Genomic DNA, 22,729 nt, shown 5'->3' with positions numbered 1-22,729 from the left:
CCCGCACCTTGGTGAGAGAGGCCAAGAACAACCGGACACTTCGGCGAGGGAAGGCGACGGATGTCCTTTGACCGACACCTTGCTGAGATTGCCCGGGACTTTCCGGAATGGACAATTTGGCGGAGTGACGCCGGCCGGTGGTGGGCCACCCGGCATCGTCCCCTCAGTCCGTCGCAGCGAGCCACCGGGTGCGCGATGACGGTTGACGCGGACGAACCGGACGGGCTGCGCCGACAGCTTCGTGATCAGGAGCGACGCGCCGCTGCCGCCAATCCATGAGCGCGGAAGCCCCCGACCCGATCGGGGGCGGGGGCTTCCGCTACCAGAGCCTTGCCAGTTGGCCGGCCGAGGCGACCAACTCGCCATACCGGGCCGTGCGACGCGACCCCGGGCCTTGCCGGGCCCTCATTGGGCCGCCTTGGATCGCGATGCTTGTACGGCGGCGGTTCCATCAGCCGCGCAGGGGCTCCTGCTCGTCAGACTGTCGGCGAACCCGGCCGAAGTCGACATCGATGTCCTCGGTCATCTCTGACTCCACGATCCCCGGCTCCACCATCGACCCGGCGACCATCGACTCTCCCGGCACGGACGTCCGCTCCCCCTGCCGTGTGTCCTCCACGATCATGCGGAGATCCAGGTCTTCGGCCGCTGCGCCATGATCCTGCTCATTCATGGCAGCTTCAGCCCGCGTGACCGGCTCCGATGAGGACTGGGCCTCTTCGGGGGCGGCCGGTCGGCCCGGCTGGTGAGCCTGCTGCGGGTAGGGCTGGTACGGCGCGGGCGGCAGAACGACGGCTTCGTCGATCAGCGGGCCCGCGGCCGCCTCCCGCTGCATCAGGCCTCCCAGGACCGAACCGATCTCGTTGAGACGGCGCATCACCTCGGTGTGGGTGTCCGTGAGGTGGACCACCCGGCGGCCGGTGTGCTCGTCGAGCGCGGCCACCCGCTGCTGTGCCGCGCTGAGAATGGCGTCGGCATGGGAGCGCGCCTCACCGAGCACCCGGTCGGCCTCGGCCCGTGCGCTCTGCCGGGTCTCCTCCGCCTCGGCACGTGCCGTACCGAGAGCCTCCTCGGCGTCCGCGCCGGCCTGTGCCAGGAGCCGGTCGGCGGTGGCGGTGGCGTCGGCGACTCGGCGCTCGGCCTCCTCCTGCGCCGCCGCCCTGATCGCGTCGGCCTGCTCGCGCGCCGAACCCACCAGCCGCTCGGCCTCGGCCACCGCGTTGTCGCGCAGCCTGGTCGCCTCCGTCTCGGACGCCTGCTTGTTGGCCGCGGCCTCCTCGTGGGCGAGCTTGAGGATCTGGCTCAGTCGCTCACCGAGCTCGTCGGGGTTCTGGGGGGACTCGGTCAGCTTGCGCCGGGCCTCCGCGAGCTCGAGGCGGCTCTGCTCGGCATGATCGATCGTACGCGCGAGGCGCTCCTCCAGGTCTCGGATCTGATTGCGGGTCCGGACCATGTAATCGTGGACCTGGCGACGGCTGTACCCGCGCATCACCACTTCGAAGGAGTCGTCGCTCATGAGGTCGGGGAAGTTGTCGGTCTGGTTCGTCATCGGCAAGCCCTGGGGGTTGGAAGGTAACGACGGAACGCCCGTCCGGACACGACTTTCCTGCCAACCGTCCTCCGTTGCAACCTGAACGCGGTTATGCGAGGGCGCTGGGACGGGTTGCTGAGGGCGCATGGAATTATGACGGCATGTCATACATCGCCGCTCTGGACGACGACGCCACCCCGATCATTCATCCCGAGGCATGGGTGGCGCCGGGCGCGGTGGTGGTCGGGCGGGTACGGCTCGGCCGCGGGTCCAGTGTCTGGTACGGCTCGGTGCTGCGGGGCGACGACGAGCGGATCGAGGTCGGCGACGACTGCAACATTCAGGACCTGTGCTGCCTTCACGCGGATCCCGGGGAGCCCGCCATTCTGGACGACCGGGTGAGCCTGGGCCACCGCGCGATGGTCCACGGCGCCCACGTGGAGACCGGCGCGCTCGTCGGGATCGGCGCGATCGTGCTCGGCGGCGCGGTGATCGGAGCGGGTTCCCTGGTCGCGGCCGGCGCTGTGGTCCCGCCGGGCAGGAAGATCCCGGCGGGCGTCCTGGTCGCAGGCATCCCCGCGAAGATCGTCCGTGAGCTCACCGACGACGACCGGGCCTCCTTCGCGCGGACCCCGGAGCGGTACCGGGCGAAGGCCCGGCGCCATTCGCAGGCCGCGACCTCGCGAGAGGGGTCTACGGGACACGGGATTTCATGACGAGTGTTCCCAGCAGCGGCCTGTGGTCGGAAAGCTCGGGCCGCGTCCTGATCACTTGGGCGCCCATCGCCCGATAGTCGTTCTCGCTCGCGAAGATATAGTCGATCTTGCGACCGCCCCTCGTCGTGGGCGCGGCTCCCCCGTCGGCCCTGCCGTACGGCGCGGCGTCCACCTCGGTGTAGTCGCCGGCGCCCAGCCCGAGGCCGTAAACGGAAGCGAGTTGGCGGTCGTCGGGCACGCGGTTGAAGTCACCACTCAGGATCACCGGGCTGCCACCGGCGTACCGTGCGACGATGTCGACGACCTGCCGGGGAGACTCGGTGTCCGAAATGTGTGTCACGCAGGACACTGAGCGTCGTTTTCCCATGACTGCTCGCGCGCACAGCAGACCACGGGGATGGATTTTGGCGCTCCTGTCGGCCGGGGGACGGTCCACCTTGAGCATCCGCCGCAGCGGAGATCCGTGGATGCGGCCTTTCAGCGCCAGCGCCATACCGAAGCGCTTCCCGTCGGGAGGCGTCGTCTTCCTGGTCAGGTCGCCCCACAGCAGGCGGCATTTGTCGCCGCCACCCCGGGCTATGCCGTACCACACGAACCGGTAGTCCGGAAGCTCCCGCTTCAGCAGGCTCACCTGGGCGTAGCACATCTCGGTGAACGACGCCGCGTCCACCTTCCGGCTTCTGATCAACCCGGCGACCCGGCTCGCCCACAACTTTCGCCGGGCACGGGTCAGGTCGCGGGTACACGTACGGTCCCGGTTATCGGTCGCGCAGACGTTGTAGGTCAACACGTTCACCCGATGCCCGTCCGCAACCGCTCCGCTCCCAGCCCCGCCGCCGGTTGTGCCGTCAGCACTGCCGTCAGCACTGCCGTCAGCACTGCCGTCGGTCCGGTCGCCGGCGCCTCCGGAGCTTCCGGCGTTCTTCCGGACGCCCACTCGTGCGGTGGTCACGGTGCAGGCCACCGTCATCGAGACGACCAGAAATCCGGCGGCCACCACCGTCACCGGCCAACTGGCCCGGTCATGAGCGACATATCCCCCCATAACCGGTGACATAGCCAGAAATCGATCAACCCACCCAGGATCCGGTGGTGAAATTTCCGACATTGATTGCCATGACCGGTGCGGCGACCGACAGGTAGGCCATGAAAACCCAGGGCCTTCGAGCTCCGGCGATGCCGACCGACAGGTAGAGCGGCCACCACAGCAGTGAGGCCCGGCCCACCGACATGTAGAACGACGACATCGCGAGCAGCGCCACGGCCTGCGGCGCGAGATAGGCGAAGGCCGCCCACCGCCGACGTACGAGCTGCCAGATGATCAGCACCACCAGCACGGCCGCCGCCAGGATCTCCTCGCGATAGGACGTCTGCAGGCTTACCGGATCTTCAATCGAGCGCTGCCAGGTGTTCTTGAGCACCGTCCAGGGCAGCTCCGCGTACCGCCCCCAGTACTCCGCCTCGACACGCTTCCACTCCATCGGGTCTCCCGTACGGCCCCACAGGTAGAGCATGTAGCCCAGCACCGGCACCCCCGGCAGCGCCAGCCACGGGATCTTGCGCCAGCCGGCACCGCGCAGGCCGTTACGCGCGACCAGGAACTGTACGGCCAGGCCGAGGGCGAGGAAGAGCCCGGAAATGCGGATGCATGACGCGAAGGCCGCGCAGACGGCGGCGGCCTCCCAGCGGCCCCTGCGGGCCAGCAGCCACGCGGGGATGGCCAGCGCGAGGAACGGCGCCTCCGAGTACCCGGCGAGCATGAACACCGCGAACGGGCTGAGGAAGAACGCCAGCACGGTCCAGACGCCGCTGCCCTCCCGGTACGACTCGCTCAGCCGTGACAGCGCCACCGCCACGACCGCGCTCGCGACGAGCGAGACCAGGACGATGGCGAGACTCCAGTCTTCGACGAACACGTGCAGGTAGCGCAGGAGCAGCGGCAGGCCGGGGAAGAAGGCGGTGAGCTTCGGCGCGTCGGGCATGTCCGGCGGACCGTCATATCCGTACGCGGCGATGGCGATGAAGTTGTCCGAGTCCCATGGCGTCAGCCGGTCGAGGATCGGGTCCTCCGTCCGGCCGGGGGCCGCCAGCACCATGTAGATGTACGCGGCGACGTGCCAGAAGAACCAGACGAGCAGGGCCGTACGGTCACCCGGGCGAGAGAGCACCCGCGACGACAGCCGGGACGGCAGCCGCGACAGCCGACGCCCCGCCTCGCCGCCTGCCGCCGCCTCGCGGTCAGCCGTACCTTCCGGAACATGCTCGGGTTCTTGATCGGGCGCGGTGCGCTGAAACTCGGTCACGATCGCCTATTCCATACGGAGGAAAAGGGTAATGCCAAGGGGGTGACGGTCGCGATTGTGACCGGTTCCCACCGGCTTGCGCGTTCAGGCAGGTCATCCGTCGCGACAGATGAAACTTGCAGGACGGAACTACCATGGCCGCGTGTGGTGGGATGGGTTCGCGGCGACTGAACAGGATGTTCGCGCCATGGTCGGTGATCCGCGCTGGATCACGCTTCCGCCGGTCGCGAAGGCCCAGGCCATCGCCCAGCGTGTCCTGACCGCTCCAGACGGCTCACGATGGCTGTTCGGCGCGCACGCCAGATGGTACCGGCTCGACCAGGCCGACGGCCGCTGGCACCTGTCCGCTCCCCCGCCACATCCCGCCATCCGGTCGGCCGCCCGGCCGGGAGCACCCGGGACACTGGGAACACCGGGAGCACCGGGAGCACCGGGAGCTCTGGCCCCGCCGGTGCCGTCCGAGCTGATCCCGACCGGTCCCGACTTCGCCTACGACCGCGGATCCACTCAAGCATTCGTAGGTCCCGACGTGCCCCACGAGGTCACCGATGGGATCCGGATGCTGATCAAAACCCATCGGGGCGTGCCACTCGAAGACTTTCCCCTGACCGGGGGCTTCGGGGAGGTCTTCGCCCGGGATGTCGCCGGCACGATCGCGGCCGTCTGGGGCACGATCATGTGGTGCGCCTATGCTCCCGCCTTCGACGGCAACGAGGCGCTGCTGTCGGCATTCGGCGAGTTCCTCGCCCGGCCGCTCCCAGGAGACGACTGGGTGCGCTGGCTGCCGATGGGTTCCTTCGACGCTCTCATCACCCTCTACGCGGAGCGGATGCGGTCGGGAGCCGAGCAGGCGGGCCTCCACCTGGCGAGGGTGATCACCGAAACCGCGGCCGTGCTGCGGGCGGACGCGCGGTTCCGCCCGCGGGCCGACGCCCTGATCGCGATGGTCGGACCGCTGCCCACGCAGCCCTGGCTCGACCACCACGCTCTCCTCTCCGGTGCCGTACGGCAGGCCTGGCTGGCACGCTGCCCGCCGCATCTCGCGGCGGCGACGCTGCCCGAACTCTCGCCCGGAGATCACTTCCGGCACGGTCTGTACGACCTGGTCGAGACGCTCGGCTATCTGGCCCCGAGGGGAATGGACCCGAGGACGACCGCGGCCGCGCTGGTCGCCGCCGACGTGGCGGGGGTCTGCGGCACGACGGAGCCATACTGGGCGCCCGGCGCCTCCGGCACCGCCGACATCGTGGCGCGCCTCTACCCCTGGATCGACGACGAGTTGCGGAATGCGCTCTATGTCGCGCTTTCGGACCCGTGGCATCCGCTGCGCGGGTGCTGGCCGCGAAACGGCGCCCTCCCGATCGCGTTCCTTCCCCCCGACCGGAACACCTCGGCCGCGCTCCTGGGGGCGGCGTACGCCACCGGACTGGCCTGGTGCCGGCTCACCGGCATGTCCATGCCGTCGAACGGCTTCGCCGTCTGCCGGGCGGTCGTCCAGTGCCTGATCCACGAGCGGGACGATCCCGACTGAGCCGTAGACACACCACAGACACCGGCGCCGAGACCTCAACTTGGTGATATTTCCGCCTTACCCCGCTTTAGCAATCCTTTCCCACCATCACCAACCGTTTCACCAAATCGTGATCCCACTATCGCGGAAATGGTCATTCGGGGACAGAGGATGCATGGCGGAATGGTCCCGATGGGCCATGTCCCGGAAAGGTACCCAGACGTAACCTCGTGATGGGTGTGGGCTGCGGAAGGAAGGACGACGCGGTGGGGCACGACGACCTGGACTCTCGGGTCCATGACCGTGTCGCGTTGGACGAGATCGCGCTCTACGCCGAGGTGCTGGAGGCCGTGAACATCGCGGACGACCGCCTGACCTTGGAAGAGCTCGACAACGCGCTGGGGTTGCGGACTTCGGCGAGCCACTGAAGACATCGGAGCGATCCCGGGCTCTCCGCAGGGAGCCCGGGATGGCCTGACGGCTCAGGTCCCCCGGGTCGCGTTTCCACCCACCGAGCAGGACCGGACGGAACAGCTCAGGACCGGAACACCTCAGGACCGGGCTGGTTCAGGATCGGACAAGGCGGGCGATGGCGGCCGAGGCCTCCTTCACCTTCTCCTCAGCCTGAGGTCCGCCACTGCTCACGGCCTCCGCCACGCAGTGTCCGATGTGGTCCTCCAGCAGCCCGAGCGCCACCGCCTGCAGGGCGCGGGTGGCCGCTGAGACCTGGGTGAGGATGTCAATGCAGTAGGCGTCCTCCTCGACCATCCGCTGGAGCCCTCGGATCTGGCCTTCGATCCGGCGTAGGCGGGTGAGGTACGCCTGCTTGTCCGCGCTGTACCCGTGCATACGTCCACGATACCGGCCCCCCGTATGGGACCACCCCGGTCGCCGCTCATCGGTGCCTCGGCGACGTCGTCCTACTCCCGGGAGCGCAGGCCGTACATCAACTCCTGCCAGCGGCCCGCGACGCCGGGTACGGCGTACGTCGAGGCGGACTCCAGCGCACCCGCGGCGAGCGACATGCGGCGGCGCTCGTCGTCGACGAGCCCGAGCAGCGCCCCGGCGTACGACTCGATCTCGTCGTCGCCCTCGGGGACCAGCACGCTGTCCCGTCCTGGACGGAGGAAGCCGCTCGGGCCACGCGGCCCGTCGAAGCCGACGATCGGCACTCCGCAACTCAGGGCCTCGATCACCGCCATGCCGAGCACCTCCTGCCGGGACGGCACCGCGATGATGGACGCCTTGGCGAACTCGCCCGGCAGGTCCGGCGTGACTCCCATGAAATAGACGTGGTTGTGCAGTTCGAGCTCCCGGACCAGGGCGCGCAGCCGCCGTTCCTCGGGCCCACCTCCGTAGAGCCGCAGCCTCCAGTCAGGGCGCTTGTCCGCGACGATCGCGAACGCGCGGATCAACCGGTCGTACGCCTTGCCCGGCACCAACCGGCCGCCGGCGCTGACGATTCGGTTGTCCATGCGCGAGCGCGGCCACGGTGCCGCCGGGAGCGCGTCCTGGATGACATGGACGGACAGTTCGTCCTCAAGCAGGCGGGCCCACTCCTCCCGGCCGCTTTCGGTGCTGGTCACGACCGCGTCCAGGCGCGGGTAGAAGCGCTGGACGGGCGCCGGTACGGCCGGCCTGGTCCACTCGCGCGCGATGCGGACGACGTGCCGCGGCGCGTAGCGGGCGGCCTGGACGCTCAGCGTCGGCCGGGCGGTCACCAGCACATCGCTGCTCAGCCCCCGCAACATCCGCCACAGCGCGACCTCGGTGCGCATCTGCCCACGCGGCAGCAGCCTGCGGGCACGGGGGCGGACGTCCACGAGCCACCGCAGGGTCACCCGGCGATCGACGGGGAAGAAGGGCGTCTCCCTGGTCCGCCGTACGCTCACCACCTCCACCTCGTGCCGCACGGCGAGCTCTCCCGCGAGGTTCAGGATGGCGCGGACGTCGCCCCGCATGCCGTACGCCGAGGGAACCAGGAAGGTGATCTTCACACTCCCACCTCAAGCCGCAACTCGTCGTCCTTGGTGAAGGCGGGCCTGATGGGAACGCCGTCCATCAGGGCGTGGGGGTAGTGGATCCGGCGGCGCTTGCCCTCGACGTCGTCGAGCCGGGCACCGAGCGGCAGCCGTCGGCCCATCCCGTCGACGTCCATGTACGGCACCCACACCCCCTGTCCGTCCGGGGTGGCGGCGAGCACGTCGCACAGCGACAGCGCGGCGTGGAAGCGGACACCGTGAACGGTGGCCGCGACGACTATGCCCGGTGCCGCTCCCGCCGCATCGGCCCGTTCCGCCTCCTCATCGAAGGAGGCCCGCGCCGTACCGTCCGGCTCGGCCGCGAGGCGCAATGTGAGCCGCGCCCGGTGATGCTGATCGTCGTCGCCGAGGCCGGTGTAGGCGAGCAGGCCGGTCACCTCGAACCGTCCCTCCCGGAACCACACCGCCCGAACGTCGGCGACCGGGTCCGCCTGGTCGATCTTGATGGCCAGGAAGCCGTTGCGGGTGCGGTAGGTGCGGTAGGCCATCGTCCGCCGCCCCAGCGCATAGGCGTCGAGTCGGTCGAGTGAGAAGCCCGGATCGGCGCTCCGGATCCTGGTGCGGGAGTCGCCCTGCTGGAGATAGGTATCCCACCGGCCCGGGGTGAGCGCCAGCGGCGCGAGCGAGACCGCGACGCTCGCGTCCCGCGTCCGCCCGCCGCTGCCTCGCGGGCCCGACTCCCGCCCGCCCGCCGGAGAACCCAGTGTCACCCGACGTTCCGCTCCGGTGCCCCGCTGGCGCAGGACGAGCAGGGTGCCGTCGGACAGCGGTTCCTCGGCGGCGATCCGCAGGGAGAGGACGTCGGCCAGTGTGACCTCCGCGTCGGTGACGACCAATCCCGTCAACCCCGTTGCCGAGCGCACCGTCCAGCCCCCTCCCCGTCGATTGAGCCAACGTTGAGGTTACCGTGATTTTCCTGTTATGTGGAGAAAGACTTTGTCGCCGTCATCGACAAAGCTCCACTTTCTCGCGGATTGACACACTGCATCTACAAATAGTGCATATTTTCCGCAAAGAATCTTTAGGCTCCCTTGATAGACTTGATCAGGAGCTGCGCGACGTCCACGACCTCGAGGGTCTCCTTGGCCTCGCCGGCGTTCTTCTTCTCGTTGATCGCGTCGCCGAGCATGACCAGGCAGAACGGACAGGCCGTGGAGACGGTGTCCGGGTCGGTGGTCAGCGCCTCGTCCACCCGCTCGGTGTTGATGCGCTTGCCGATCCGCTCCTCCATCCACATGCGGGCACCGCCGGCGCCGCAGCAGAAGCCGCGGTCCTTGTGACGGTGCATCTCCTGCGTCTGGACGCCGGGGACCTTGGCCATGATGTCGCGCGGCTGGGAGTAAACCTTGTTGTGCCGGCCCAGGAAGCACGGGTCGTGGTAGGTGATCTTCTCCTCGATCGGGGTGATCGGGGTGAGCTTCCCTTCCTCGACCAGATGGGCCAGCATCTGCGTGTGGTGGATGACCTCATACGTGCCGCCGAGCTGCGGGTACTCGTTTGCCAGGGTGTTGAAGCAGTGCGGGCAGGTGGCCACGATCTTCTTGACCCCGGCCTCGTTGAGGGTCTCGATGTTCTGCTGGGCGAGCATGTTGAACAGGAACTCCATGCCCAGCCGACGCGCCGGGTCACCGGTGCAGGCCTCCATCGGGCCGAGCACGCCGAACTTCACCCCGGCGATGTGCAGCAGCTCCGCGACCGCCTTGGTGGTCTTCTTGGCCCGGTCCTCCAGCGCGCCGGCGCAGCCCACCCAGAACAGGTACTCGACGTCCTCGGGCATCTTCTCGTCCACAATGGGGACCTCGAAATCGAGCTCTTCGATCCACTCGGCCCGCTTCATCTCGGACATGCCCCACGGGTTGCCCTTGTTCTCGAGGTTCTTGAGCATGACGCCCGCCTCGGACGGGAACGACGACTCGATCATCACCTGGTAGCGGCGCATGTCCAGGATGTGGTCGATGTGCTCGATGTCCACCGGGCACTGCTCCACGCACGCGCCACAGTTGGTGCACGACCACAGCACGTCGGGGTGGATGACCCCGTCCTCGGCCACCAGCGGCTTGTCCAGCAGCGCCAGCACGTCCTCGCCGAAGCCGGCCCGCGCCTCCTCGCCCGCCAGCAGGTACGGCGCGGCCGCCAGCGCGTGGTCACGCTGGTCGAGGATGAGCATCTTGGGCGACAGTGGCTTACCGGTGTTCCACGCCGGGCACTGCGACTGGCAACGGCCGCACTCGGTGCAGGTGTAGAAGTCGAGGAAGCCCTTCCACGTGGTGTCGGTGATCTTGCCGCGGCCGAACACGTCGACCTCGGGGTCGGCCTCCTCGAAGTCCAGCTCCTTGCCGTTGCTGCGCATCGGCTGCGCCGCGCCGAGCCCGTCCGGGCGGCGGGAGAACAGCACGTTCAGCGGCGCGGTGAAGATGTGCAGGTGCTTGGAGTTCACCACCAGGACCAGGAACACCAGCATGACGCCGATGTGCAGCAGCAGGCCGGCGCCCTCCAGCACCTCGCCGGCCGTCTCACCGCTCGGCAGGATCTTGGCGACCGCCTCGGAGGCGAAGGCCCCCGACTTGTACGGGAAGTTCCCGGTGTTGATCGCCGCGCCACGGGCGAGGAACAGCGTCCAGACCACATTGAAGATCATGAACAGGGTGAGCCAGGCGCCGCCCAGGTGAGAACCGGCGAACCGGGAGTCGCGGCCCAGCTTCTTCGGCGAGTTCTTGAGCCGGATGGCGGTGAAGGCGACCAGACCCAGCAGACAGGCGACCGCGATGAAGTCCTGCAGGAATCCCAGAACCGGCCAGGTGCCGATGATCGGGATGTGGAAGTCGGGCGTCCCGGTGATCGCACCCTTGATCAGCGCGCCGTACGCCTCCAGATAGACCGAGGCCAGGATGAAGAACGCCCACATCACGAAGAAGTGCGCGGTGCCGGACGGCGTCCACTTGAGCAGCTTCCGCTGCCCGAAGACCTCCACCAACTGGGTCTTGATCTCGGTGCCCACGTTCGCCTTGGCGTGCTCGATCCGCTCCGGGGCGGGCTGACCGCTGGTGGCGAGCCGGAAGAGGAACAGCACGCGGCGTCCGGCCAAGGCGACCGCGACAGCGGTCATGACGAGCCCGATTATCGCTACCCAGAGCACGGGTTCCTCCCCATATGGAACGGTGACAGGGCACCCCGAATGGTGCCGGCGAGTAACATATGCCCGTCACCGACGGCTACTTGAAGGCCGATGCTAGAACAAGGCTCTGGCACAGGTTACGTGGGGTCAGGCTATGCCTCGTCCCGCCGCGGCTCCCGGTATCCGGGGTCCCGTTATGCGGCTATCCCGTCAGGTAACGCTGGATTGTGGGAGCCAGGAGTTCGACCAGTTCCTCGGTGCCGGCAGATCCCAGCGGCTCCAACCGCATGATGGGGACCACCGACGTTCAGGGGAATCGCGGTGGCCGGATCGGGCAGCGCCGGGTCGGCGACCGGGCCGCCCCGGCCGCCGCCGTACCTCCGCCGTGTCGGTCATGTCATATCGGTCCTGTCATGAAGCCGCCGCGGACGCGGCGAAGTTCAGCCGGGCGAAGGCGAGCGCCTCAGCGAGGTCGTCGATCCGCTCGGTACGGCTGGCCGCCTTGCGCGTGTTGATCTCCAACACGATCAGACCGGTATATCCGGTGGCGGCCAGACGCTCCAGGACCTGCGCACACGGCTGCGAACCCCGCCCGGGCACCAGGTGCTCGTCCTTGTTGGTGGTGCCGACGCCGTCGGCCAGATGGAGGTGGGCGAGCCGGTCCCCGAGTTTGACGGCCATCTCCATCGCGTCCGAGCCGGACACCGCCGTGTGGGACAGATCGAGTGTCACCTGCGGGAAGTCGTAGTCGACGGGGTCCCAGTCCGGCGCGTACGGCACGACCTCGTTGCCCCTGGCCCGAAGGGGGAACATGTTCTCCACCGCGAAGACGATGTCGGTCTCCTCCCGCATGCGGGCCAGCCCGGCCTCGAACTCCCTGGCGTAGTCGCGTTGCCAGCGGAACGGTGGATGAACCACCACCGTGGATGCGCCCAGCCGCTCGGCCGCGTCCCTGGCCCGCCGCAGCTTGACCCACGGGTCACGGCCCCAGACCCGCTGTGTGACCAGCAGGCATGGCGCGTGCACGGCCAGAATCGGGATCTCGTAGTGATCGCTGAGCCGCTGCAGGACCTCCACGTCCTGGCTCACCGGATCCTGGCCCACCATGATCTCGACGCCGTCGTAGCCCAGGCGCGCCGCCAGCTCGAAAGCGTCCGGCGTGCGCTCCGGATAGACCGACGCCGTCGAGAGCGCCACCTTCGCGTTGGGCACGCGGATGTTACTCATGAAGCCCGCCTCCCCTGGCGGTCCTGCGCCCGTTCACGGATCCAGCCTAAGCCGCGTCCGGGCCCGGTGACGCCTATCGTGGGCGCATGGCGCGGATCGTGAGCGGGGCCATACCCAGCCCGAACATCTGGAACTCCCCCCGGGTCTACGAACTGGAAAATCGCGCGGTGGACCCAGATGGCGCCGTGGATTCCGCCATGCGGGAGATCCGGCCCTGGGACGGCGCGACCATGCTCGACATCGGCTGCGGAACCGGCTTCCATCTGCCTTCGCCGGCCACGACCGCCGGGCGCGTCGTGGGGGTCGAGCCGCACGCCGACCTCGCGGCGATGGCCGCCGCCCGCTGCGCCGCGCTGCGCAACGTCTCCGTCCGTACGGGCACCGCCCAGTCGCTGCCGCTGCCCGATGCCTCTGTGGACGTCGCCGTCGCCCGCTGGGCGTACTTCTTCGGGCCTGGCTGCGAGCCGGGCCTGCGGGAGCTGGCCCGGGTCGTACGGCGTGGCGGCGCGGCCTTCGTGGTCGACCTGGATGCTTCCCGCGGGGCCTTCGGCCGCTGGTTCCGCCGGTCGGTGCCGTCCTACTCTCCTGAGGTCGTCGAGCGGTTCTGGTCCGGGCAGGGCTGGCAGCGCAGGGAGCTCGACCTGCGGATGGTCTTCGAATCCCGGGCGGACCTGGCGGCCGTGCTGCGCATCGAGTTCACACCCGAGGTGGCCGAGGCGGCGATCGCGGAGACGACGGGTCTGGAGCTGGCCTACCCCAACATCCTGCGCTGGCGGCACTTCTGAATGGCGCTGAACCACATGAGGATTGTCAGCCGCGCCCGGTAGCCTCCCGGTCGTGAGCAAGGCAGCGAAGCCGACGTACCGGTGCGGCGAGTGCGGGTGGACGACCGTCAAGTGGGTCGGCCGGTGCGGGGAGTGCCAGGCCTGGGGCACGGTCGAGGAGGCGACCGCGCGGCAGGGCGTGCACGTGGTCAAGCCCGGCGCGGTGACGGCGCCGGCCGTCCCGATCGGCCAGGTGAAGGCCGAGATCGTCAGCGCCCGGACGACCGGGGTCGGCGAGCTCGACCGCGTCCTCGGCGGCGGCCTCGTGCCCGGCGCCGTCGTGCTGCTGGCCGGTGAGCCCGGGATCGGCAAGTCCACGCTCCTGTTGGAGGCCGCGGCCTGCACCGCGCGTGGGGAGACCGTGCTCTACGTCACCGGCGAGGAGTCCACCGCCCAGGTGCGCATGCGGGCCGACCGGATCGGCGCGATCGAGGACAGGCTGTATCTCGCGGCCGAGACCGACCTGTCCGCGCTGGTCACCCACGTCGAGAAGGTGCAGCCAACGCTGCTGATCGTCGACTCGGTGCAGACGATCGGCTCAACCGACGCCAGCGGCGTGCCCGGCGGCGTCACCCAGGTCCGCGAGGTCGCCGGCAACCTGGTGCGTCTGGCCAAGGAGCGCGCCATGTCCACGGTGCTCGTCGGCCATGTGACCAAGGACGGTTCGATCGCCGGCCCCCGCGTGCTCGAACATCTGGTGGACGTGGTCCTGCACTTCGAGGGCGACCGCAACTCCCGCCTGCGGTTGGTGCGCGCGATAAAGAACCGGTTCGGCCCGGTGGACGAGGTCGGCTGCTTCGACCTGCACGAAGGCGGGATCACCGGCATCACGGACCCGAGCGGCATGTTCCTGTCACGGCACCGCGAGCCGGTGCCCGGCACCTGCGTCACTGTCACGATCGAGGGCACCCGGCCGTTCCCGGCCGAGCTGCAGGCCCTCGTCGGCCCGACCGAGGCGCCGCAGCCGCGGCGCACGTCGTCCGGACTGGACCCCTACCGCGTGGCGTTGGTGCTCGCGGTCATGGAGCGGCGGCTACGGGCCAGCGTCAGCAAGTGCGACGTGTTCACCGCGACGGTCGGCGGCATCAGGCTGACCGACCCGGCGGTCGATCTCGCACTCATGCTGTCGGTGGTGAGCGCCTTCGGCGACACCCCGCTGCCCGCCGGGCTCGTCGTGCTCGGCGAGGTCGGGCTGGCGGGCGAGCTGCGCCAGGTGCGCGAGGTGCGGCGGCGGCTGGCGGAGGCGGCCCGGCTCGGTTTCACCCGGGCCATCGTCCCCACAGGGTCACTGGACGACGAGAACGACTCGCTGGAGGCCTCGCCTCAGCGCCGCGGCAACGGGGTCACGCGTGGCAACCTGGTCGCCCTGCGGCCCTCCGTCGGGCGGACCACGGCCTTCGCACCCGGCTTCGAGGTCACCGAGGTGGACAACGTCTGGGACGCCCTCTCCCACGTCAAGTGAAGCAGCCGTATCAACCGGCCCTGTGAAGCAGGTTGAAAAACTGGTACGTCAGTAAACTGGCGGGATATCCGATCGCAGGGGAGAGGGTGCTGGACACAGACAAGGGATCGGACGACCGCAGGCGGGCCGTGCTGGCCGCGGTCGCGCCGGGCACCGCGCTGCGCGACGGCCTGGAGCGCGTCCTGCGCGGCCACACCGGCGGTCTGATCGTCCTGGGGCACGACCGCGTGGTTGAGCAGATCTGCACCGGCGGTTTCACGCTCGATGTCGATTTCTCGGCCACCCGGCTACGGGAACTGGCCAAAATGGACGGCGCGATCGTGCTCGACAACGCCGGCTCGCGGATCGTCCGGGCCGCCGTGCATCTCGTGCCGGATCCGACCATTCTCACGGAGGAGTCCGGCACGCGGCACCGCACCGCCCAGCGGGTGGCCAAGCAGACCTCGCTGCCCGTCATCGCCATCAGCAAGTCGATGCGGATCATCGCGCTCTACCTGGACGGAACGCGATACGTACTGGAGGAGTCGGCGGCGATCCTCTCGAAGGCCAACCAGGCCCTGGCCACCTTGGAGCGCTACAAGAAGCGACTCGACGAGGTGTCGGGCACCCTGTCGGCTCTGGAGATAGAGGACCTCGTCACGGTCCGGGACGTGGCCGTGGTGATCCAGCGGCTGGAGATGGTCCGCCGGATCGCCGGGGAGATCGAAGAGTACGTCGTCGAGCTCGGCACCGACGGCCGGCTGCTGTCACTCCAACTCGAGGAACTCGTCGCCGGAGTGGACACCGACCGCGAGCAGATGGTCCGCGACTATCTCCCGGGCCCGCCCTTAGGCCCACCTGACTCAGCGGACCCGTCGAACCCAGCGAGTTCGGCGGTTTCACACACCACGCGGGACCCCTCCGTCCGACGTCCCCGGCGTTTCACCGACGCGATGCACGAGTTGGACGAACTGTCCTCGGGCGACCTGCTCGATCTGGTGAAGGTCGCCCATGTGCTCGGGCACTCGGGAGCGGGCACGCTGGACACGCCGGTAAGCCCGCGGGGTTTCCGGCTGCTCACCAAGGTGCCGAGGCTCCCCCGCGCGATCGTCGACCGACTCGTCGACCACTTCGGAGGGCTGCAGAAGCTCCTCGCCGCCAGCACCGACGACCTGCAGGCCGTAGGGGGCGTCGGCGAGGCCCGGGCGCGCAACGTCCGAGAGGGGCTGTCCCGCCTCGCCGAGTCATCCATCCTCGATCGCTACCTCTAGTGCCCCGTCCTTCAGGTCCTGCGGACAGGTCGCGCGAGTCTTCAGCGCAGGTGGAAGACGACCTTCGGGCTCTTGAGTTGGCCGGCGTGCACGCTCGCGACGTACGTACCGGGCTCGGCGACCGGGCGCTTGCCAGAGCAGACGGTCCCCGAGCGGTGGCGGTCCCAGGTGATCGTGCGGACGTACGGGATGCCGCGCTCCAGCGTCTGCCGGTCGACGCCCTTGCCCGCCACGCAGTCGGCGGTCGACCAGATCCGCTGCCCACCCGACGTCACGCGCATCTCCAGCGTCCGCGGCCCCACATCGACCGTGCACTCGACATGTCCGGTGCTCACCAAGGTCAGGAGGAAGGTGGGCGGCGCGTCTCCGGCGTACACCTCCTGACCGGCCCGCAGGGCGATCACCAGGTCCTTGGGGTCGCAGGGATCGCCGGGCCGCCGTGGCTTGGCCGGCTTGGACGGCTTGGACGACGGGGACGGCGAAGCGGACGGAGACGGGCCACCCTGCGGGGTGGGCGGGGCGGCGGCGCTCGGCGAGGAACTCCCCGACGCGAGGCTGGAAGGCAGCGAGACGACCATCGGGTCGGAGGCTCCCGGCGTGGCTCTGACGCCACCCGCCTTGTCACCCGGCTTGCCGGAGGCGCTCGTGCAGGCCCATGCCACCACCGCAACGACGACGAGCATGCCCGTGAGCACCGACACCCTCCGGCGCCAGTAGACGTCCGCCCCCTCGACACCGATATCACCACGGAACGTGTCCGGATCCATACACACAGTATGGTGAGCCCTATCCTCCCGAGGGGAACGGCTCGCCCAGACCGGAAGGTCCGATGGTGAAAGTTTGGTGGATAGGGTCGGATCGTGGCCGTCTCGCTTCGTGAACCGATCCTCCAGTGGTACGCCGAGCACAACCGGGACCTGCCGTGGCGGCGTCCCGACGCGACCCCCTGGGGCATTCTGGTCAGCGAGATCATGCTGCAGCAGACGCCGGTGTCGCGGGTGCTGCCCATCTGGACGGACTGGATGGCGCGCTGGCCGGCCCCGGAGGCGCTCGCCGAGGCGTCCCCGGGCGAAGCCGTACGCCACTGGGGACGCCTCGGCTACCCGCGGCGGGCGCTGAACCTGCACGCGTGTGCCAGGGCCATCACGGCAGAGCACGGCGGGCGGGTGCCGGCGACGTACGACGAGCTTCGCGCGCTGCCGGGGATCGGAGACTACACGGCGGCCGCGGTGGCGAGTTTCGCCTACGGCGGCAGCCACGCCGTCCTGGACACCAACGTCCGCCGCGTGCTGGCCCGAGCCGTACGGGGCGAGGAGCACCCGCCCAAGACGACGACGGCCACCGAACGCCGACTCGCGGAGTCCCTGATCCCGCCGGTCGGCGCGCCACGGTGGGCAGTCTCGATCATGGAGCTGGGCGCCCTCGTCTGCACGGCCCGCGCTCCGAGGTGCGAGCGCTGCCCCGTCGCGTCACAGTGCGCGTGGCGGTCGGCCGGCCGGCCCGCCGGCCCGGTACGGCGCGGCCAGACCTACGCGGGGACCGACCGGCAGTGCCGGGGACGCCTGCTGGCCGTCCTGAGGGACGCACCCGGGCCCGTGCCCAAGAAGGCCCTGGACGCGGTCTGGGCCGACCACGTCCAGCGCGAGCGGGCGCTGGACGGCCTGCTGGACGACGGCCTGGCCGAGGTGCTTCCCGACGGCACCTACCGGCTCCCCGTCTGACCGGCAGAGCCAATCAGCCGAGCCCGACGCAGGGGCCCCGGCGGGTGGGTCCGCCGCCTGATCCGGATGACTGCGAGGTGCCGGATCAGGCGGCAAGCTTGAGGCCGAGCGCGGTGAGGTGGTTGCGGGTCCAGTCGAGCTCGTCGGCGAGCCGGGCCACCAGCGCGGCCGGGCCCTTCGCCTTCGGAGCCGTACCGTGATGCGCCTCCACCTCGACGTGCGCGGTGCCGTTCACCGCGCCGGACAGGATCGCGTTGAGAGTTTCCTGGAGCACCGGCTGCGTGCTGGGGATCTCCTGTCCGTGATCGTGCACGTGACCCAGCTTCACCACGGGAGCACCCGCCTGAGCCAGGCCCCGGAGCGCGGCGCCCCGCTCCTCCGCGCCGCCGGACAGGTGGCAGGCGTCCAGACACACCCCGAGATGCTCGGAGTCGATGTCGCATGCACGCTCCAGCGCCTGCTCCGTCGTCTCCAGCACACAGCCCGGCCACGGCTCGAACCCGACCCGGATGGTCTTGCCGGTCACGCTGTAGAGCCCGCGCAGTTCACGCGACAGCCGCTCCAGGCGCCGTGAAGCTATGTCGTGAAGATCGACGGGCCAATCCCGACGCCAGCCGATCGGAATCGTCGAGATGCTGCCGAAGCGGACGTCATCGGGCAGCAGGAACGCGAGGATCTTCGCCAGCGCCATCGTGTAGCGGTAGCGCTCGGGCTTGGCCCAGTCCGGACCCGGCACCTCCTGGTTTCGGCCGCCGGTGCCGTTGAGGCTGACCACCTCCAGGCCCCGCTCCTCGAGAGACCGGCGCAGCCGTACGAGCTCTATGCGGTCGGCGATGAGATGGTCGGCGACGGGCGGCGCCAGCCACAGGCCGATGCCGAGCCGGTCGACACCCAACTTCCGGCGCACCGGCACCGCGTAGCGGGTCAGGTGGGCGATCAGGTTCTCCAGGTCCTCCGCCGGGTGCACTCCCGTGTTGTAGGCCAGGTGAACGAGCGTCCCGTCCTCATGCAACAGGCGCATAAGGTACCTCCCAGGCGTTGTGCGCTTCGTATCGCCGGCTCACGCACTCGCTGTTCGCGGCGTGATGCCGGGTTGATCCTCCTGACGCCGGGACCTGGCCCGGCTCCGGTCGAGCCTCCCCCGCTTGCTCGGGTATCGCGTCCGCCGCTGAGTGGATTCGTCACTACACCGCCGGGATGACACAGGAACGATCCGACGACCCCTCCCTGGTCCTGACGGGCGGCGTTCCGGCATTCCGACTACGTCTCCGCGATTCTCTACAGAGTGTAGTACTACATCCAGTGGCGCGAAACCGGAACCCTGCGATGCGATGGGACCGGAACGAACAAGAGGGGCGCCCCCCGGGATACGGGGGGCGCCCCTCTTTGTCTTCGGCCGCTGCCGACTCAGTGCCGACTCAATGCCGGTCCAGTGCCGGCTCAGGACTCGATCAGGGACAGATCACTGCTGGATCGGCTCCGCGATGGAGGCGGCGGAGTCCGGCACCTGCGGAGCCTTCGCCTCGCCGACGAAGGTGAACTTGGCGTTGTCGCCTTCGCCCTCGATGTCGACCTTGACGACCTGACCAGGACGCAGCTCGCCGTACAGGATCTTCTCGGACAGGATGTCCTCCAGCTCGCGCTGGATCGTCCGGCGCAGCGGACGGGCACCCATGACCGGGTCGTACCCGCGATCGGCCAGCAGTTGCTTGGCGGGCTGAGTGAGCGACAGACCCATGTCGCGGTCCCTGAGCCGCTCGTCCACCTGGGCGAGCATCAGGTCCACGATCTGGATGATCTCCTTAGGCGTGAGCTGGTGGAAGACCACGATGTCGTCGACGCGGTTGAGGAACTCCGGCCGGAAGTGCTGCTTGAGCTCCTCCTGAACCTTCGACTTCATCCGGTCGTAGTTCGACTCGGCGTCGTTGGCCTTCGCGAAGCCCACCCCGATGCCCTTGGAGATGTCCCGGGTGCCGAGGTTGGTCGTCATGATGATGACGGTGTTCTTGAAGTCCACCACCCGGCCCTGGGCGTCGGTCAGGCGACCGTCCTCCAGGATCTGCAGCAGCGAGTTGAAGATGTCCGGGTGGGCCTTCTCGATCTCGTCGAACAGGACCACGGAGAACGGCTTGCGCCGCACCTTCTCGGTCAGCTGGCCACCCTCTTCGTACCCGACGTAGCCGGGCGGGGAGCCGAACAGCCGCGAAACGGTGTGCTTCTCCATGAACTCGGACATGTCCAGCATGATCAGCGCGCCCTCGTCCCCGAACAGGAACTCGGCGAGCGCCTTGGACAGCTCCGTCTTACCGACACCGGACGGGCCGGCGAAGATGAATGAGCCACCGGGACGGCGCGGGTCCTTCAGTCCGGCCCTGGTCCGGCGAATGGACCGGGACAGCCCCTTGATGGCGTCGTCCTGGCCGATGATCCGCTTGTGGAGCTCGTCCTCCATCCGGAGCAGCCGCTGCGACTCCTCCTCGGTCAGCTTGAAGACCGGGATGCCGGTGGCCGTCGCCAGCACCTCGGCGATCAGCTCCTCGGTGACCTCGGCGACGACGTCCATGTCGCCGGCCTTCCACTCCTTCTCGCGGCGTTCCCGCTTGAGCTGGAGCTGCTTTTCCTGGTCGCGCAGCGCGGCGGCCTTCTCGAAGTCCTGCGCGTCGATCGCGGACTCCTTCTCACGCCGCACGTTGGCGATCTTCTCGTCGTACTCGCGCAGGTCCGGCGGCGCGGTCATGCGGCGGATCCGCATGCGGGAGCCGGCCTCGTCGATAAGGTCGATCGCCTTGTCCGGCAGGAACCGGTCGCTGATGTACCGGTCGGCGAGCTGCGCGGCGGCGACCAGCGCGCCGTCGGTGATGGACACCCTGTGGTGTGCCTCGTAGCGGTCCCGCAGCCCCTTGAGAATCTCGATCGTATGGCTGAGGCTGGGCTCGGCCACCTGGATCGGCTGGAAGCGCCGCTCCAGTGCGGCGTCCTTCTCCAGGTGCTTGCGGTACTCGTCCAGCGTCGTCGCACCGATGGTCTGCAGCTCACCGCGGGCCAGCATGGGCTTGAGGATGCTGGCCGCGTCGATCGCGCCCTCGGCGGCGCCCGCGCCCACCAACGTGTGCAGCTCGTCGATGAACAGGATGATGTCGCCGCGGGTGCGGATCTCCTTCAGCACCTTCTTCAGGCGCTCTTCGAAGTCACCGCGATAGCGGGAACCGGCGACCAGCGCGCCCAGGTCGAGGGTGTAGAGCTGCTTGTCCTTCAGCGTCTCGGGCACCTCACCCTTGACGATCTTCTGGGACAGGCCCTCGACGACGGCGGTCTTGCCGACCCCGGGCTCGCCCACGAGCACCGGGTTGTTCTTGGTCCTCCGGGAGAGGACCTGCATGACCCGCTCGATCTCCTTCTCCCGGCCGATCACCGGGTCGAGCTTGCCCTCGCGGGCGGCCTGAGTCAGGTTGCGGCCGAACTGGTCCAGCACAAGAGATGTCGAGGGAGCGGACTCCTGCGGCCCCCCGGCCGCCGCCGGCTCCTTGCCCTGGTAACCGTGAAGCAGCTGAATGACCTGCTGCCGCACCCGGTTGAGGTCGGCCCCAAGCTTCACCAGCACCTGGGCGGCGACGCCCTCACCCTCACGGATCAAACCGAGCAGGATGTGCTCCGTGCCGATGTAGTTGTGACCGAGCTGCAAGGCCTCTCGGAGCGACAGCTCAAGGACCTTCTTGGCGCGCGGGGTGAAGGGAATGTGCCCCGACGGCGCCGACTGGCCCTGGCCGATGATCTCCTCGACCTGCTGGCGCACACCCTCAAGACTGATGCCCAGGCTCTCCAGAGCCTTGGCGGCAACGCCCTCACCCTCATGGATCAAGCCCAGAAGAATGTGCTCAGTACCGATGTAGTTGTGATTGAGCATCCGGGCTTCTTCTTGAGCCAGGACGACAACCCGCCGCGCACGGTCGGTGAACCTTTCGAACATCTCGTCGCTCCTCACAGAGCGGTCAGGCGAGCGCGGGAGGTCCGGCCCGTCGTTCCGCATGGTAGCCCCGACCCAGCGACCGCTCCTCTGGTTGAAGGGTTCCCCGAGAGCAGGGCGTTCACGCTCTATCCAACCCCCTGCCGGGCGTGACATGTTCCCGGTACGCCGCAAGCGAACGAGGTTTTAGGGGGAGAGACATGATCTCTCCACATGCAGAATCGTGCGGTTATCCCGGTCGTCAGAACATCCGACGACCGACATAACCGCACGATCAAGGGCGTAGTTAGTGCGCCGCGTCGTACGCGTCGACGATCGACTGTGCGATGCGGCCACGCTCACTTACAGGGTGACCATGTCCCTTCGCCCAGGCGCGGATCTCGGCGCTCTTCTCACGGGACATCGCCCGCTGGCCGGCGCCGCCGCGGCGGCGACCGCGAGGCTGAGCGACCTCCGCACGTCGGGCGCTGCCGACGAATGGCGACAGGGCGTCGCGCAGCCGCTTGGCGTTGCCGTCGCTCAGGTCAATCTCATATGACGTGCCGTCAAGCGCGAAGGTGACCGTCTCATTGGCCTCGCCACCATCGAGATCGTCGATGAGAATCACCTGCGTATGCTTGGCCATCCGGCAATCCTTTCGCAGAGCATAGTTTGTTTCGTCAGCCAAACATATACCCGGATTCCCCGTTTGACAATTCACCTATGCGGATTCTCGGCAACTTCTGTGTCCGGTGGGTTCTCACGGGGCTCTCGCGCCGCCCGCAGCCCCGCCGCGTCGGAACGCACCAACTTTACGATGCCGTACACGACGGCTCCGGCGACGACCGCGGAAGGTATCAAGGCGGACAATACCTCTGTCATTCTGCCTCACTCGTGCCGGGGGTGTCTTACGGCACCCGTCTGGAATTCGGGGGACGGGTCCGGGTCCCCCGGCGCCTTCTGGGGCGGTCGCGGAGAGCGATCTCAGGGAGTGTTCAGCAAATCAAGTCCCGTGCGCGGGCCCCGGATGTCGCCCACCACAGGCTCCTCCTCCACCTCGCGGCGATCCATCCGGATCCTCGCTC

At 68.8% G+C, this 22,729-nt stretch carries 20 protein-coding genes; 7 read left to right on the top strand and 13 right to left on the bottom strand.

The annotated features are described in order from the left end of the window. Window positions 1-451: 451 nt before the first annotated feature. Complete coding sequence (locus ACFHYQ_RS05770; protein ID WP_394300023.1) at window positions 452-1,549, bottom strand: hypothetical protein; 1,098 nt, start codon at window positions 1,547-1,549, stop codon at window positions 452-454. Window positions 1,550-1,692: 143 nt separating this feature from the next. On the opposite strand from ACFHYQ_RS05770, the gene ACFHYQ_RS05765 reads away from it, so the two are divergent. Continuing rightward, a complete protein-coding gene (locus ACFHYQ_RS05765; RefSeq protein WP_394300022.1) occupies window positions 1,693-2,247 on the top strand; it encodes a gamma carbonic anhydrase family protein in 555 nt (184 codons plus the stop codon). On the opposite strand, the gene ACFHYQ_RS05760 is transcribed toward ACFHYQ_RS05765, so the two are convergent. Then, window positions 2,225-3,292, bottom strand: coding sequence for an endonuclease/exonuclease/phosphatase family protein (locus ACFHYQ_RS05760; RefSeq protein WP_394300021.1), 1,068 nt, complete (start codon window positions 3,290-3,292; stop codon window positions 2,225-2,227). The genes ACFHYQ_RS05765 and ACFHYQ_RS05760 overlap by 23 nt on opposite strands. Before the next feature lie 25 nt (window positions 3,293-3,317). Next, entirely contained in the window at window positions 3,318-4,550 is a 1,233-nt protein-coding gene (locus tag ACFHYQ_RS05755) for a mannosyltransferase family protein (protein ID WP_394300020.1), read from the bottom strand. A gap of 187 nt (window positions 4,551-4,737) precedes the next feature. Between ACFHYQ_RS05755 and ACFHYQ_RS05750 the strand changes: the two genes are divergently transcribed. Together ACFHYQ_RS05750 and ACFHYQ_RS05745 are read left to right on the top strand one after the other, a co-directional pair. Then, on the top strand, window positions 4,738-6,081 hold the full coding sequence (locus tag ACFHYQ_RS05750; RefSeq protein WP_394300019.1) for a hypothetical protein: 1,344 nt from the start codon (window positions 4,738-4,740) through the stop codon (window positions 6,079-6,081). Between the two features lie 218 nt (window positions 6,082-6,299). Further along, the gene (locus ACFHYQ_RS05745) at window positions 6,300-6,488 is read left to right on the top strand and encodes a hypothetical protein (protein WP_394300018.1); all 189 of its coding nucleotides are present in this window, start codon (window positions 6,300-6,302) and stop codon (window positions 6,486-6,488) included. Window positions 6,489-6,627: 139 nt separating this feature from the next. Here the strand turns inward: ACFHYQ_RS05745 and ACFHYQ_RS05740 are convergent, their stop codons facing one another. The 6 genes from ACFHYQ_RS05740 to ACFHYQ_RS05715 form a co-directional block, all read right to left on the bottom strand. After that, a complete protein-coding gene (locus tag ACFHYQ_RS05740) occupies window positions 6,628-6,909 on the bottom strand; it encodes a metal-sensitive transcriptional regulator (RefSeq protein WP_394300017.1) in 282 nt (93 codons plus the stop codon). A 71-nt stretch (window positions 6,910-6,980) separates the two neighbouring features. Further along, the gene (locus ACFHYQ_RS05735) at window positions 6,981-8,057 is read right to left on the bottom strand and encodes a glycosyltransferase (protein WP_394300016.1); all 1,077 of its coding nucleotides are present in this window, start codon (window positions 8,055-8,057) and stop codon (window positions 6,981-6,983) included. Continuing rightward, the gene (locus tag ACFHYQ_RS05730) at window positions 8,054-8,965 is read right to left on the bottom strand and encodes a hypothetical protein (protein ID WP_394300015.1); all 912 of its coding nucleotides are present in this window, start codon (window positions 8,963-8,965) and stop codon (window positions 8,054-8,056) included. The genes ACFHYQ_RS05735 and ACFHYQ_RS05730 overlap by 4 nt, the downstream gene beginning before the upstream one ends. 158 nt (window positions 8,966-9,123) lie before the next feature. After that, window positions 9,124-11,238 carry a (Fe-S)-binding protein gene (locus ACFHYQ_RS05725; protein ID WP_394300014.1) on the bottom strand — a complete coding sequence of 705 codons (2,115 nt, stop codon included), beginning with the start codon at window positions 11,236-11,238 and terminating at the stop codon, window positions 9,124-9,126. 181 nt (window positions 11,239-11,419) lie between these two features. Further along, complete coding sequence (locus tag ACFHYQ_RS05720) at window positions 11,420-11,506, bottom strand: TetR/AcrR family transcriptional regulator (protein WP_394300125.1); 87 nt, start codon at window positions 11,504-11,506, stop codon at window positions 11,420-11,422. Window positions 11,507-11,628: 122 nt separating this feature from the next. Then, a complete protein-coding gene (locus tag ACFHYQ_RS05715) occupies window positions 11,629-12,444 on the bottom strand; it encodes a sugar phosphate isomerase/epimerase family protein (protein ID WP_204016567.1) in 816 nt (271 codons plus the stop codon). Window positions 12,445-12,530: 86 nt separating this feature from the next. Between ACFHYQ_RS05715 and ACFHYQ_RS05710 the strand changes: the two genes are divergently transcribed. From ACFHYQ_RS05710 to disA, 3 genes are all read left to right on the top strand, one after another. Next, window positions 12,531-13,229: a class I SAM-dependent methyltransferase gene (locus ACFHYQ_RS05710; protein WP_394300013.1), complete on the top strand. Its 699-nt coding sequence runs from the start codon at window positions 12,531-12,533 to the stop codon at window positions 13,227-13,229. Window positions 13,230-13,281: 52 nt separating this feature from the next. Next, window positions 13,282-14,730 (top strand): DNA repair protein RadA, encoded by a 1,449-nt coding sequence (gene radA / locus ACFHYQ_RS05705; RefSeq protein ID WP_394300012.1) that lies wholly within the window; start codon window positions 13,282-13,284, stop codon window positions 14,728-14,730. An 86-nt stretch (window positions 14,731-14,816) separates the two neighbouring features. Next, window positions 14,817-15,980: a DNA integrity scanning diadenylate cyclase DisA gene (gene disA, locus ACFHYQ_RS05700; RefSeq protein ID WP_394300011.1), complete on the top strand. Its 1,164-nt coding sequence runs from the start codon at window positions 14,817-14,819 to the stop codon at window positions 15,978-15,980. Between the two features lie 41 nt (window positions 15,981-16,021). On the opposite strand, the gene ACFHYQ_RS05695 is transcribed toward disA, so the two are convergent. Next, complete coding sequence (locus ACFHYQ_RS05695; RefSeq protein ID WP_394300010.1) at window positions 16,022-16,747, bottom strand: hypothetical protein; 726 nt, start codon at window positions 16,745-16,747, stop codon at window positions 16,022-16,024. Between the two features lie 93 nt (window positions 16,748-16,840). On the opposite strand from ACFHYQ_RS05695, the gene ACFHYQ_RS05690 reads away from it, so the two are divergent. After that, window positions 16,841-17,701: an iron-sulfur binding domain-containing protein gene (locus ACFHYQ_RS05690; RefSeq protein WP_394300009.1), complete on the top strand. Its 861-nt coding sequence runs from the start codon at window positions 16,841-16,843 to the stop codon at window positions 17,699-17,701. 85 nt (window positions 17,702-17,786) lie between these two features. Here the strand turns inward: ACFHYQ_RS05690 and ACFHYQ_RS05685 are convergent, their stop codons facing one another. The 3 genes from ACFHYQ_RS05685 to ACFHYQ_RS05675 all read right to left on the bottom strand — a co-directional run bounded on the left by ACFHYQ_RS05685 (window position 17,787) and on the right by ACFHYQ_RS05675 (window position 22,290). Further along, the gene (locus ACFHYQ_RS05685) at window positions 17,787-18,722 is read right to left on the bottom strand and encodes a TIM barrel protein (protein WP_394300008.1); all 936 of its coding nucleotides are present in this window, start codon (window positions 18,720-18,722) and stop codon (window positions 17,787-17,789) included. A gap of 441 nt (window positions 18,723-19,163) precedes the next feature. After that, window positions 19,164-21,668: an ATP-dependent Clp protease ATP-binding subunit gene (locus ACFHYQ_RS05680; protein WP_394300007.1), complete on the bottom strand. Its 2,505-nt coding sequence runs from the start codon at window positions 21,666-21,668 to the stop codon at window positions 19,164-19,166. A 283-nt stretch (window positions 21,669-21,951) separates the two neighbouring features. Beyond that, on the bottom strand, window positions 21,952-22,290 hold the full coding sequence (locus ACFHYQ_RS05675; RefSeq protein WP_394300006.1) for a histone-like nucleoid-structuring protein Lsr2: 339 nt from the start codon (window positions 22,288-22,290) through the stop codon (window positions 21,952-21,954). Window positions 22,291-22,729: the final 439 nt, after the last annotated feature.

The organism is Sphaerimonospora cavernae, assembly GCF_042435035.1.
In the GTDB taxonomy this organism is placed as follows: Bacteria; Actinomycetota; Actinomycetes; order Streptosporangiales; family Streptosporangiaceae; genus Sphaerimonospora; species Sphaerimonospora cavernae.
This window is presented reverse-complemented; position numbering and strand designations above follow the sequence as displayed.